Source organism: Microbacterium sufflavum (genome assembly GCF_023091155.1).
GTDB lineage: Bacteria > Actinomycetota > Actinomycetes > Actinomycetales > Microbacteriaceae > Microbacterium > Microbacterium sufflavum.
Map to the genome: position 1 here is coordinate 1,023,082 of NZ_JAHWXK010000001.1, position 13,472 is coordinate 1,036,553.

11 protein-coding genes are annotated in these 13,472 nt (G+C 70.7%); 10 read left to right on the top strand and 1 reads right to left on the bottom strand.

The genetic code is table 11. The features are described 5' to 3' along the window. The first annotated feature begins 118 nt into the window (after positions 1–118). From KZC56_RS05130 to KZC56_RS05175, 10 genes are all read left to right on the top strand, one after another. Positions 119–2,692: a purple acid phosphatase family protein gene (locus KZC56_RS05130; protein ID WP_247638027.1), complete on the top strand. Its 2,574-nt coding sequence runs from the start codon at positions 119–121 to the stop codon at positions 2,690–2,692. A 107-nt stretch (positions 2,693–2,799) separates the two neighbouring features. Next, positions 2,800–3,825: an Lrp/AsnC family transcriptional regulator gene (locus KZC56_RS05135; protein WP_136045693.1), complete on the top strand. Its 1,026-nt coding sequence runs from the start codon at positions 2,800–2,802 to the stop codon at positions 3,823–3,825. Between the two features lie 115 nt (positions 3,826–3,940). After that, on the top strand, positions 3,941–5,431 hold the full coding sequence (locus KZC56_RS05140) for an aldehyde dehydrogenase family protein (protein ID WP_136033798.1): 1,491 nt from the start codon (positions 3,941–3,943) through the stop codon (positions 5,429–5,431). Then, entirely contained in the window at positions 5,428–6,186 is a 759-nt protein-coding gene (locus KZC56_RS05145) for a gamma-glutamyl-gamma-aminobutyrate hydrolase family protein (RefSeq protein WP_247638028.1), read from the top strand. The genes KZC56_RS05140 and KZC56_RS05145 overlap by 4 nt, the downstream gene beginning before the upstream one ends. Further along, positions 6,183–6,650, top strand: coding sequence for a DUF3830 family protein (locus tag KZC56_RS05150; RefSeq protein WP_136033794.1), 468 nt, complete (start codon positions 6,183–6,185; stop codon positions 6,648–6,650). The genes KZC56_RS05145 and KZC56_RS05150 overlap by 4 nt, the downstream gene beginning before the upstream one ends. A 46-nt stretch (positions 6,651–6,696) precedes the next feature. Continuing rightward, the gene (locus KZC56_RS05155; protein WP_136045691.1) at positions 6,697–7,782 is read left to right on the top strand and encodes an ABC transporter substrate-binding protein; all 1,086 of its coding nucleotides are present in this window, start codon (positions 6,697–6,699) and stop codon (positions 7,780–7,782) included. Then, the gene (locus KZC56_RS05160; RefSeq protein WP_136037433.1) at positions 7,779–8,606 is read left to right on the top strand and encodes an ABC transporter permease; all 828 of its coding nucleotides are present in this window, start codon (positions 7,779–7,781) and stop codon (positions 8,604–8,606) included. The genes KZC56_RS05155 and KZC56_RS05160 overlap by 4 nt, the downstream gene beginning before the upstream one ends. A gap of 2 nt (positions 8,607–8,608) precedes the next feature. Next, the gene (locus KZC56_RS05165; RefSeq protein ID WP_206252167.1) at positions 8,609–9,409 is read left to right on the top strand and encodes an ABC transporter permease; all 801 of its coding nucleotides are present in this window, start codon (positions 8,609–8,611) and stop codon (positions 9,407–9,409) included. Next, a complete protein-coding gene (locus KZC56_RS05170) occupies positions 9,409–10,452 on the top strand; it encodes an ABC transporter ATP-binding protein (RefSeq protein WP_136045690.1) in 1,044 nt (347 codons plus the stop codon). The genes KZC56_RS05165 and KZC56_RS05170 overlap by 1 nt, the downstream gene beginning before the upstream one ends. Positions 10,453–10,599: 147 nt before the next feature. After that, entirely contained in the window at positions 10,600–12,369 is a 1,770-nt protein-coding gene (locus tag KZC56_RS05175; protein WP_247638029.1) for an alkaline phosphatase family protein, read from the top strand. Positions 12,370–12,401: 32 nt separating this feature from the next. Here KZC56_RS05175 and KZC56_RS05180 read toward each other — a convergent pair whose 3' ends face one another. Continuing rightward, positions 12,402–13,460, bottom strand: coding sequence for an LLM class flavin-dependent oxidoreductase (locus KZC56_RS05180; RefSeq protein WP_136037430.1), 1,059 nt, complete (start codon positions 13,458–13,460; stop codon positions 12,402–12,404). Positions 13,461–13,472: the final 12 nt, after the last annotated feature.

The window sequence follows — 13,472 nt, forward strand, 5'->3', positions numbered from 1 at the left end:
CCGGGGCGCCCGCGTTCACCTCCCCGTCGTCTCGGCGTCAGGTGACGGTCATCCGGCTTCGATGGGCTGGACGGGCCCCGTGCGGCTGAGCACGGAACCCCACCCACGAAGGACTGACATGACCTCCCCCACCCCTGCGGTGCGGTGGCGGCGTCGCGGACTCACGTCCGTCGCGCTGCTCGCCGTGCTCGGCGGCGCCGTCGTCGCTCCCGCGGCCCTCGCCGCACCCGACCCCGAGGTGCCCACCGGCTCGCTCATCACCGGCGACACCGCCTGGCACTATCTCGACGACGGCACCGACCCGTCGCCCGCCCCGGCCGCCCTGCGCGACTGGACCCTGCCCGCCTTCGACGACAGCGCCTGGAAGACCGCTCCGGGCAGCTTCGGCGCGAAGAACGGCAAGCTCGGCGCTGTCGGGCCGCAGACGCCGAAGACGCTCCTGAACCACTACCTCGACGGGGTGAAGGCGCCCACGGTCCCGACGTACTTCTTCCGCACCACGTTCGAGCTCGGGGCCGGCGTCGCCGAGCAGGTCGCAGCCCTGCAGAGCACCGTCACCTACGACGACGCGCTCGTCGTGTGGATCAACGGCACGGAGGTCGCGCGCTACGTCGACGGCCGCATCACCGACACCACCAACGTCGAGTACGCGGGCGACTCCAACGGCGACCCGCTCACCAGCACGTTCAGCGCCGAGGGCGCACTGCTGCACGACGGCACCAACACCATCGCGGTGTCGCTGTTCCAGGACCGCGCCACCAGCTCCGACATCTACTTCGACATGTCGTCGCTCACGCTCGTGCCCGCGTCCGACCCCGGCACCCCGGTGATCGCCCCGCCCACGCGCGTGATCCTCACCCCGACCGAGCGGCCCGAGGTGTCGCAGTCGTTCTCGTGGCTCGCGGGTGACGCCTCGCACACGGTCGGACAGGTCGAGATCGGCGCGGCGGCCGGCGGTGAGACGCGCGTCGTCGACGCGTACGACGCGGTGGTCGTGAACGGCAACCCGAACAAGCACTTCTCGGCCACCGTGACCGGACTCACCCCGGCGACGGAGTACCGCTACCGCGTGGGTCTCCCCGGCAGCTGGAGCGACTGGTTCACCTTCCGCACGGCCGACCCGAACGCCACCGACTTCCAGTTCCTGTACTACGGCGACGCCCAGATCGGTCTGGACACCACGTGGCCGAGCGTCGTGAAGCAGGCCGAGGCGAACGCACCGCGCTCCATCGGCTCCGTGCACGCGGGCGACCTGATCAACACGTCGAGCAACGAGAACGAGTGGCTCAACTGGTTCAAGGGCATGCAGGACTCGGCCGTCCGCACCAACGTGATGGCGGCCCCCGGCAACCACGAGTACTCCGGCGACAAGCTGCTCACGGCGTGGAAGGCCGCCTTCGAGTACCCGCACAACAACCCCTCGATGAGCTCGATCGGCGCCCTGGCCGACCTCGCGAAGGGCGACTCCCCCGTGGCGCAGCAGTACCGCGCGTTCTTCGAGCACTGGAGCGCGTTCGCCGCGGAGACCGCGTACTACACCGACTACCAGGGCGTGCGCTTCATCACGCTGAACGCGACGCGCGACACGACCTTCCTCACCCCGGCCGGCCTCCCGTCGTGCTCGGGCGCGGACTGCCCGTCGTCGCAGATCGGCACGCTGTGGACGCGGTTCCAGGCGGCGTGGCTCGACCTGCTGCTGCAGAACAGCCCGTCGAAGTGGAACGTCGTGACCTTCCACCAGCCGGTGTTCTCGGCGTCGGCCGGCCGTGACGAGCCGGTGCTGCGTGCCGAGTGGCTGCCCGTGTTCCAGCGCAACGACATCGACCTGGTGCTGATGGGCCACGACCACACGTACGCCCGCGGCTACGTGAACACCGACGCGACCGACACCCCCGGCCTCACCACGGGCCCCGTGTACGTGGTGTCGAACTCGGGCGCGAAGCACTACGACCTGGAGACGCCGGAGAAGAACGTCTGGACCAACAACGGCGCCACCCAGGTGCTGCGCGGCGAGGGCGTGACCACGTACCAGGTGATCGACGTGTCGAAGAACCAGCTCGTGTACCGGTCGTACCTGGCGGAGAAGACGGCGTCCGCGTCGACCGACCTGCCCGTGGGAGCCGTGTACGACACGTTCACGGTGACCAAGTCCGACGCGGGCGAGAAGTGGGTGACCGAGGCCGGGGTCACTCCCCCGGTGACCGAGGAGCCGGAGCCCGAGCAGCCCGCGTCCGTCGAGCTGGGCGCGACCACGGTCGCGGCGGGCGGCACGGTCACGGTCTCAGGCAGCGGCTTCGCGGCGGGTGCCGAGCTGCAGCTGGAGCTCCGCAGCGACCCGGTGTCGCTGGGCACGGTGACGGCCGCGGCCGACGGGTCCTTCTCCCGCACCGTCACGATCCCCGCGGCCACCCCGGCCGGTGCGCACACACTCGCCGTGATCCTGCCGGACGGCACCGAGGTCACGGCCGCGCTCACCGTGACCTCGGCCGCGGGCGGCGGGGCGACCACCCCGGGCCAGGGCGGCTCGGGCGGCGCGAGCGACGGCGATCTCGCGACGACCGGTGCCGACAGCGTGCCGTACATCGTCGCCGCGGTCGTGCTGCTCGCCGCGGGCCTCGGCCTGTTCGCGCTGCGCCGCCGTCGTGCGCTGGCGACGGAGGCCTCGACGGCGGAGTCCACCGAGGCGGAGTAGCCGCCCGCGTGACCGAGGGCGCCGCCGGGGCTTCGGCTCCGGCGGCGCCTTCGCGCGTCGTGGTCCTGGGATAACCTTCACGTGCCCGAACCCGCGAAGGAGAACCCGTGCCCGCGAACGATGTGATGGCCGACGAGACCGACCGGATCGTGGCCGCGGCCCTACAGGTGAACGGGCGGGCGTCGTGGGGTGAGATCGCGCGCGCCATCGACCTGCCGGAGCGCACGGTCGCCCGCCGTGGACAGCGTCTGCTCGACCGCGGCCTCGTACGGGTCTCCACCTACGTCGACCCGGCGAGGGTGCTGCACGCCCGGGCCGTGCTGTTCCGCATCACGACCGAGCCGCACGCGCTGTGGCACGTCGCCCGCACCCTCGCGCGGCGCACCGACGCCTCCTCGGTGTCGGTCCTGGAGGGCAGCAGCGACATCGCGGGCATGCTGCTCCCCCACGACGACGCGTCGATCCGCGAGCTGCTGTTCACCGATTTCCCGGAGGTCGACGGCATCGCGTCGATCAACGTCACCACGGTGCTGAAGTTCTTCCGCTCGGGGCACGACTGGCGGGTGGGCGTGCTGACCGACGAGCAGGTGCGCATGCTCGACGAGTCGTCGGGCTCGGAGGTCGATCCGGCCGATGCGCTGAGCGCCGACGAGGAGGCGCTGATCCGGCTGCTGCTGAAGGACGGGCGGATGCCGGTGGCGCAGCTCGCCCGCGCCCTGGGCCTCAACGTGACCACGACCCGGCGCCGCATGGAGTCGCTGAACCGGCGCGGCCTGATGCATCCGCGCACCGAGATCGTGCCGAGCCTGTTCGGGCTGGGCCTGGAGGCTCTCGTGTGGCTGCGCGTGCCGATGGACCGGCTGGAGAAGGTGGGCACGGCTCTGGCCGCGGCTCCGGAGGTGAAGTTCATCGTGGCGACGACGGGCACCTCGCAGCTGCTCATGAACGTGCTGGTGACCGATGCCGACGCGTTCTACGACTTCCTCACGGGACCGGCGGTCGCGGGGCACGACGGGCTCGAGGTCGTGGAGTCGCTCGTCGTGATCACCCCGGTGCTTCGCGGCTCGCTGATCGTCGACGAGGCGCCCGAGGCGCTGGCGCAGGACATGCCGACGGGAGCCATCCGGCTATAGGCCGATTCTGTTACGGGAGTGTAAAGAAATGGCGAGATCGTTCGCTATAGCTTGACCTAGTGGCGAAATAGGGCGAGTATCCTCTCCAGGGCCATCACCCCTGGAGAGGACGATCGTGTTCACGGCTACTGGAGACGACTGGGCGGACCGCGCGGCGACGCTCACCCTGCGCACCCGCATGTTCATCGACGGCGCGTGGGAGGACGGCACCGCCGAGCCGCTCGCCCCGGTCAGCCCGCGTGACGGTCGCGCCCTGCCGCCCATCGCCGCCGCCTCGGACGCCGACGTCGACCGCGCCGTCCGCTCGGCCCGCGCCGCGTTCGACTCCGGCGTCTGGTCGCGCATCGCCCCCCGCGAGCGCGGGCAGCGCCTGATCGCGTTCGCGCAGCTCATCCACGACAACGCCGAAGAGCTCGCCCTCACCATCTCGCTGGAGATGGGCAAGCCCGTGCGCGAGGCCCTGCAGACCGAGCTGCGCGCCGTGGTGAACTGCTTCCGCTGGTACGGCGAGGCCGTCGACAAGGTGCTCGACGAGCTGCCCGTCACCGCGCCGGGCAGCCTCGCCCTCGTCACCCGCGAACCCGCCGGTGTGGTCGCCGCCGTCGTACCGTGGAACTTCCCGCTCACGATGACCGCGTGGAAGCTCGCCCCCGCGCTCGCGGTCGGCAACAGCGTGGTGCTCAAGCCCGCCGAGCACACCACCTTCTCCGCGCTCCGCCTCGCCGAGCTCGCGCACGAGGCGGGCATCCCCGCCGGCGTGCTCAACGTCACCCCCGGTGCCGGGCACATCGCCGGCCGGGCCCTCGGCGAGCACCACGACGTCGACGTCGTCACCTTCACCGGCTCCCCCGAGGTCGGCCGCCGGTTCCTCGGCTACGCCGCCGCCTCCAACGGCAAGCGGGTGTGGCCCGAGCTGGGCGGCAAGACCGCGAGCCTCGTGCTCCCCGACGCCGACCTGGAGCGCGCCGTGCGGGCGACCGCCGACGGCTGCTTCTACAACCAGGGCCAGATGTGCACGGCCTCGTCGCGGCTGCTCGTGCCGCGGGCGCAGCGTGACCGCGCCCTGGAGATCGCCGCCGACGTGGCCCGCACCACGCTCCCGGCCGACCCGTTCGACGTGGGCACCTCGATGGGCGCGATCGTCAGCGAGAAGCAGCTCTCCGGCATCGCCGGCTTCGTGGAGCGGGCACAGGCCGAGGGCGGCGAGCTGGCGGCCGGCAGCCCCGAGCGCTTCGCCGCGGTCGACGGCGGCAGCTACTTCGCCCCCGTCGTGCTCGGGGTCACCCCGCAGCACGAGGTCGCACAGCGCGAGGTGTTCGGCCCGGTGCTCTCGGTCATCGCGTACGACGACGTGGAGGAGGCCCTGGCCATCGCGAACGGCACCGAGTACGGGCTTGCCGCCGCGCTGTGGAGCACCGACCTCAACGCCGTGCACACCCTCTCGCGGCGCCTGCGCGCCGGGGTCGTGTGGGTCAACTGCTTCGAGGAGGGCGACATGACCATCCCGTTCGGGGGCGTCAAGGGCTCCGGCTTCGGGCGGGACAAGAGCCTGCACGCGATGGAGAAGTTCACCGACCTCAAGACCACCTGGATCGAGCTGTCGTGACCCGTCCGCTCATCGGCATCACCACGTGGCGCCGCCTCATCGACACCGACCTCGGCACGGGTCGCCCGGCCCACACGCTCGGCGCCGAGTACGCCGCGCCGGTCGAGGCGGCCGGCGGCGCCGTCGTCCTGCTGCCGCCCACCGGCGGGGTGGACGAGGTGCTCGACCGTCTCGACGGGCTGGTGCTCTCCGGCGGGGAAGACGTGCACCCCTCCCGCTACGGTGGCGCCCCGCAGGACGGCAAGACGTACGACTCCGCCCGCGACGGCTACGAGATCGCCCTGGCCCTCGGTGCCCGCGACCGCGGCCTCCCCGTGCTCGCGATCTGCCGCGGCCTGCAGGTGAGCACCGTCGCCTTCGGCGGCTCGCTGATCGTCGACATCCCCGCCACCGAGCATCACCATCCCGTGCGCGGCGCCGACGAGCAGCTCTCGGCGCGGCACCCCGTCGTGTTCGCCGAGGACAGCCGCCTCGCCGCCCTGTACGGCACGACCGAGCGGATCGTGAACACCATCCACCACCAGTCCGTCGATCGGTCCGCGCCCGGCCTGCGGCCCGTGGCCTGGGCGCCCGACGGCATCGTCGAGGCCGTCGAGACCGACGGCGACTGGCCCTTCTGGGCGGTGCAGTGGCACCCCGAGAAGATGATCGACCCCGATGAGGCCGCCGAGGAGCGCCCGCTGTTCGCGGCGTTCGTCGAGGCCGCCCGTGAACGAGCGGCGGAATCCTCCGCCGCGAAGAAAGGAACCCGATGACCAAGCAGATCTTCCTCGAGTACGAGAACGGCGTCCGCGCCGTCGCCACGCTGTTCGAGGACCTCGCCCCCCGCACGTGCGAGGCGATGTGGGGCGCGCTGGAGAAGCCGGTCACCATGCAGACCATGCACGCGATGTACGCCGGGCCCGAGGTCATGATGGGACTGCCCGAGGAGGCGCAGAACTTCGACCCGGAGGCCGTGCCCGCCGAGAACCAGCAGGTCGTGCCCGCACCCGGTGATCTGCAGTGGTACTGGCAGCGCCCGATGCAGATGGGCGGACTGCCGTTCGAGTGGTATGAGATCGGCGTCTTCTACGATCGTGGTGCCCGTATTCTCGGCCCGCTCGGATGGACACCCGTCAACATCTGGGCCGGCATCACCGAAGGACTCGCGGAGTTCGCTCAGGAGAGCGCCGCGATCCGCATCGACGGAGCGAAGCAGCTCACCCTCGGACGCCTCTAGGCGTCACCCCTCCCCCCGTGCTGGACCCATCCCGAAGGAGCAGTGCATGAACACCCGCAGAATCCTCACCGCCGGAGCGCTCGTCGCCACCGGCGCCCTCGTCCTCGCCGGCTGTGCCGCCGGTGACGACGAGTCCTCCGCGTCCGGCGGCGAGAAGGAGTTCGCCGGCGAGACCCTGGTCGTCACGTCGTTCGGCGGCGACTGGGAGAAGGCCTTCATCGAGGCCGTCGTCGACCCGTTCGAGGAGGAGACGGGCGCGAAGGTCGAGCTGATCACCCTGTACAGCGCCGACGCGCTCGCGCAGGTCACCGCCCAGAAGGCGAGCCCGCAGATCGACGTCGTGCACTTCTCCGGCGGCCAGGAGTTCACCGCCGCCGAGCAGGGCCTCATCGCGCCGATCGCCGCCGACGACCTGTCGGAGTCCGGCGACCTGATCGACATCGCGACCGCCGGTCTCGAGCGCGGCGAGGGCCCCGTCATCCAGCTCGCCCCGATCGGCCTGGTCTACAACACCGAGGCGGACGCTCCGGCGCCCACCTCGTGGGAGGACCTGTTCGACGACGCGTACGCCGGTCACATCGCGCTGACCGACTTCTCGAACACGTACGGCGTGCTGTCGATGCTGCGGGTGGCCGACACCCTCGGCGGCGGCATCGACGACCCGTCCGAGGCGATCTCGGAGCTCGGGGCCCTGGCCTCGTCGGGCGACGCGATCGTGGTGCCGACCTCGCCCGACCTGCAGACCGCATTCGCCCAGCGCGACACCTGGCTCGCGCCGTACGCCATGGACTACGCGGGCACGCTGCAGGACGCGGGTCTCCCGGTGGAGTTCATCGTGCCCGAGGAGGGTGCGACGGCGTCGCTCATCACCGCGAACGTGGTCGAGGGTCGCGACAACCCCGACCTGGCGAAGCTGTTCATCGACTTCGAGCTGCGCCCGGAGGCGCAGGCCGTCTTCGCGGAGAACATGCGCTACTCCCCGGTCAACACCAAGGCCGAGCTGTCGGACGAGGCGGCCGAGTCCGTGCTGACCGGCGACGAGCTCGACGACGTCGTCGTCTACGCGCCCGGCGACATCGCCGCGTCGCGTCAGGCGTGGACCGATGAGTGGAATGCGCTGATCACCAAATGAGCGTCCGAACCCGTAGGGAGCCCTGGCTCCTGCTCCTGCCGGCGATCGTGCTGCTCGCGCTCGCCTTCCTCACCCCGGTGGCCGGCATGCTTCTCATGAGCGTGCAATCGCCGGCAGGCGGGTTCACCCTCGACAACTTCACCCGCTTGTTCGCGAGCGAATATCACCTCCAGGCGGCGCTGCGTTCGCTCCGCCTGGGGGTGATCCAGACGGTGATCACGCTGGTCATCGCCATCCCGCTGTCGTACATCATGGCCAGGGCCGGCTCGAAGGTGCGCTCGTTCCTGCTGATCGTGGTGATCCTGCCGCTGATGACCAGCGTCGTGGTGCGCACGTTCGGCTGGGTGGTGCTGATGGGTCCGTCGGGCCTGATGATGCAGATCCCCGGCGCGGAGCTCCTCGTCGGCGGCACCCAGGGCTTCCTCGGCACCGAGACGGGCGTGGTGATCGCGATGGTGCAGGTGCTCCTGCCGTTCGCGGTGCTCAGCATCCTCGGCGTGATCTCCGGCATCAGGCCGCAGCTGGAAGAGGCGTCGCGCACGCTCGGCGCCGGCTTCTGGCGCACGCTGCGCCACGTGGTGCTGCCGCTGTCGGTGCCGGGCATCGTCGCGGGCGCCTCGCTGGTGTTCGTGCTGTCGGTGAGCTCGTTCATCACCCCCCGCTTCATCGGCGGCTCGCAGATCCCCGTGTTCGCGCAGACCATCTACGTCGACGCGACCACCAACCTCGACTGGGCGTTCGCGGCGGCGCAGGCCGTGCTGCTGTTCGCGGGCGTCATGCTCGTGCTCGCGGCCACGTCCCGGCTCGGGAAGCAGAAGGTGTGACCATGGTCCGTTCCGTTCCGATCCTCGGCCGGATCCTCGCGATCCTCCTCGGCGTCGTCGTGACGCTGTACATGCTCGTGCCGCTGCTCGTCGTCGCCGGCGCCTCGGTGGGCGAGAACCGCTTCCTCACGTTCCCCGGTCAGGGCTTCACGCTCGACTGGTATGTGGAGGCGCTCACCTCCGACACCTACCTGGAGCCGTTCCGCCTGAGCCTCGTGGTGGGTGTGACGGTCGCGATCGTCGCCGCGGCGATCGGCACGGCGGCCGCGCTGGCGCTCACCCGCTTCCGCGTCCCCGGCGGGGCCGCGATCCAGGCGCTGCTGATGTCGCCGCTGACGATCCCCACGATCATCCTCGCCATCGGTGCGCTGTCGATCGCGTCCCTGACGATCGGCTCGCCGAACGTCGGCGTGCTGATCGCGATCCACGTGGTCATCGCCATCCCGTACGTGATGCGCACCGTGACCGGGGTGATGACGCGCGCCGACCACTTCACCGAGGAGGCCGCGCGCACCCTCGGCGCCAGCACCTGGAACCGTTACCGGCTCGTCGTGCTCCCCATCGCCCGCCCCGGCATCGCGGCCGGCGCGTTCTTCGCCTTCAACATCTCGTTCGACGATGCGGTCATCGCCCTCTTCCTGCGCACCCCGCAGCTGGAGACGCTGCCCATCGCCATCTACGGCCAGCTGGAGTTCAGCACGTCGCCCACCGTGGCGGCCGTCTCGACCCTCATGGTCCTGCTCACCGTCGTCCTCATGATCGTCCTCGAACGCATCATCGGCCTGGGAAGGTTGTTCGTCTGATGACAACGCTCACCATCACCTCACTCACCAAGGACTTCAAGGGGACGAAGGTGCTCAAGGGCATCGACCTCTCGATGCGGTCCGGCGAGTTCGTCTCGCTGCTCGGTCCGTCGGGCTGCGGCAAGACCACGCTGCTCCGCTGCATCGCCGGGCTCGAGTCGCCCAGCAGCGGCACGATCGAGATCGCGGGACAGGACGTCACGAAGCTGCCGCCCGAGAAGCGGCACCTCGGCATGATGTTCCAGAGCTATGCGCTGTTCCCGCACATGAGCGTGGTCGAGAACGTGCGCTTCGGGCTGCGGATGGCCGGCGACAAGCCCAAGGCCGAGCAGAAGGAGCTCGCGGTGCGGGCGCTGGAGCGCGTGCAGATGGGTCACCTCGCCGACCGCATGCCCGCCCAGCTGTCCGGCGGCCAGCAGCAGCGCGTGGCCCTCGCCCGAGCGATCGCGTTCGAGCCGCGGGTGCTGCTGCTCGACGAGCCCCTGTCGAACCTCGACGCGCGACTGCGGGAAGACATGCAGGTGGAGCTGAAGGAGCTGCACCGCACCCTCGGCCTCACCACGGTGTTCGTCACGCACGACCAGGAGGAGGCCATGAGCCTGTCCGACCGGATCGTGCTGATGAACGGCGGCGTGATCGAGCAGGAGGGTGCGCCCGCCGAGCTGTACGGCTCCCCGCGCACCCCGTTCGCGGCGGACTTCATCGGGGCGGCGAACCTGCTCCCCGCGACCCGCTCCGGTGTGACCGCGACGGTCGACGGCACGGGCGTGCAGGTGCCGCTGACCGGTGCGGGCGCCGACGGCTCGGGCGAGGTGGTGCTGCGTCAGGAGGACCTGCACCTGGCGCCGACGGTCGGCGCGGACGCCCCGGTGGCGGTCGAGGTCGTGGCGCACGTGTACCGCGGTGCCGACGTGGTCTACATCGTCGAGTTCGCCGGGAAGCGGCTGCGCGTCGTCCGCCCCCGCCACGAGCAGCCGATCCCCGAGGGCCCCGCCGGCCTCGGCTGGCGCGACGGCGCCGTGCTCTGGATCCCCGCCGCCTGACCCGCCCTCAACCATTCACAACTCCGGAGTTCTCGGGCGACACGTCGTCTCCTGCGCTGCGATCCGGCCATGGGGCTCGATTTCTCCGGAGTTGTGAACAGCGCCCAACCCCTGCGGAGCCGCCCCGCCCGGTCATAGGATCGGCGCATGGCCGACGAAGACTCCCCCTCCCCGTCTCCCGCCCCCCGCGACACGTCCCGCCGCGGGTTCTTCAAGGTGGGGGGTGCCGCACTCGCGGGGGCCGTCATCGGCGGGGCCGGAGGCGCGGCGATCGGCGCGTCCGTGGCGGGGAACAACCCGCGCGACGGCTTCGCGACCGGCGATGATCCGTTCGCCGCCCTCACGCCGCGGAAGGAGCCGGGCTTCGACCACGTGGTCGTGGTGATGGGCGAGAACCGCTCGTTCGACAACCTGCTCGGCTACCTCTACACGAAGGACACGCTGCCGAAGGGCGAGACGTTCGAGGGTCTCGCGTTCGGCTCGCACAGCAACACGGCCGCCGACGGCACCGTGGTCGATGCGCACGTCTACCAGGGCGACACCGACCGGATCATGAGCCTGCCCGACCCCGACCCGGGCGAGGAGTACCCGCACGTCAACACCCAGATCTTCGGCACGGTCGACCCGAAGACCAACGCCGACCTGTTCGTCGACCAGATGTCCGCGCCGTTCAACGCCCCGACGCACGGTGAGAAGGCGACGATGTCGGGCTTCCTCGAGGACTACATCATCAACTTCCGGCGGCTCCGCGGCGGCACGGAGCCGAGCGTCGACGAGGCCCGGCACATCATGGGCTCGTTCTCGCCCGAGATGCTGCCGGTGCTGTCGACCCTGGCGTCGGAGTTCGCCGTGTTCGACCACTGGTACGCGGCCGTCCCCTCGCAGACGTTCTGCAACCGCTCGTTCTTCCACGCGTCCACCTCGCACGGCTTCGTCACGAACCAGGCCGGCGGCGGCTACAAGAAGTGGATCGACGCCCCCGCGGCACCCACCGTGTTCAACCGGCTGGAAGACGCGAAGGTCAGCTGGAAGATCTACATCGACAAGCTGCAGCTCGTGTCGTTCACGGGCATGCTGCACGCCGCGGTGCTGGAGAAGTACTGGCGCACCGAGCACTTCGGCACGATGGAGGACTTCTACGCCGACGCGAAGAACGGCACCCTCCCCGCCTACGCGTTCATCGAGCCGCGGATGGTCTACGACCACAACGACTTCCACCCGCCGTTCGGGTCGCCGCGCGAGAGCGTGGTCGACGGCGAGCCGGTGTTCGACAGCGCCATCTCGGACGTGCGCGCCGGTGCCCGCCTGATCCACGACATCTACGAGGCGGTGCGCACGAGTGCGACCCCCGACGGCTCGAACGCCGTGAACACCCTGCTGCTCATCACGTTCGACGAGCACGGCGGCTGCTACGACCACGTGCCGCCGCCCGCCGCCACGAAGCCGACGCCCGACACGAAGGCCGGCGAGATGGGCTTCACGTTCGACCGTCTGGGCTGCCGGGTGCCCGCGATCGCGGTGTCGGCGTACACCCGCCGCGGCACCATCATCCACGACGAGATGCACCACGGCTCGGTCACCGCGACGCTGTCGCGGTTGCACGGCCTGAAGCCGCTCAACGACCGCGACCAGTCGGCGAACACGCTCATGAACGTGGTGAACCTCGACAGGCCGCGGCATCCGGCCGACTGGCCCGTGACCACCCCGGCCTACACGCCGCCGAACCCCGAGGAGGGCACGCCGCAGCCGAACGAGGCGGACCACCTCAAGCCGCTGACCCCGCCGGCACGCGGGCTGCTCGGCCTGCTCATCGCGCGCTACGGCACGCCCGGCGAGCCCGAGCCGCAGACCTTCGCCGACGCGTACAAGCTCCTGCACGAGCACGGCGAGGAGCTGTTCGGCCCCGCGAAGGGCTGATCCGAGCCGCGGACGGCGCGGGGCGACCGGCGTCAGGCGACCGGGTCGCCCTGCACGGGTCCCTCGGTGTTCGGCTTCCACCCGAGCGCCGGGGCCACGTGCTCCGCGAACGCCTCCAGCACGTGCAGGTTGTACTCGGGGCCGAGCTGGTTGGGGATCGTGAGCATGAGGGTGTCCGCGGCCATCACGGCCTCGTCCGCGAGCAGCTGCTGGATGAGCACGTCGGGCTCTGCGGCGTAGGTCTTGCCGAACGTGGAGCGGAACCCGTCGATCACGCCGATCTGGTCGCCGTTCTCCTCGCTGCGCAGCCCGAAGTAGGCGCGGTCCATGTCGGAGATCAGCGGGAAGACGCTGCGGCTCACCGACACCCGCGGGGTCCCGGTGTGCCCGGCCTCCTTGTACGCGGCGCGGAACAGGTCGATCTGCTCGCGCTGCAGCTCGTGGAACGGCTGTCCCGTGGCCTCGGTCACGAGGGTGGAGCTCATCATGTTGAGGCCCTGGCGTCCGGTCTCCTCGGCCGTGGCGCGCGAGCCGGAGCCCCACCAGATGTGGTCGCGGAGGGTGGGCGACTGCGGCTCGATGGCCAGGTACTGCCCGGCACCCACCATGCGCGGGTCGCCCGGGGCGAGGCGCTCCCCGTCGATGGCGCGCAGGAAGATCTCGAACTTCTCGCGCGCCAGCACACTGCCGCGCTCCGGGTCCTCGGTGTCGCGGAAGCCGAACGTCTCGTAGCCGCGCAGCGCGGTCTCGGGTGAACCACGGCTCACGCCGAGGGCGATGCGGCCGTCGGCGATGAGGTCGAGCGCGGCGGCCTCCTCCGCGAACTGGAAGGGGTTCTCGTAGCGCATGTCGATCACGCCGGTGCCGACCTCGATGCGCTCGGTGCGCGCGGCCATGGCGGTCAGCAGCGGCATGGGCGAGGCCGCCTGGCGCGCCCAGTGGTGCACGCGCACGTACGCGCCGTTCACGCCCAGCTCGTCGGCCCCCTCCGCGATCTCGATCGTCTGCTTCAGCATGTCGCCCGCGGTGCGGGTCGCCGAGCCGGGCACGTCTGCGTAGTGCCCGAAGGAGAGGAATCCGAAAGCCTTCATGATGTATTCGAA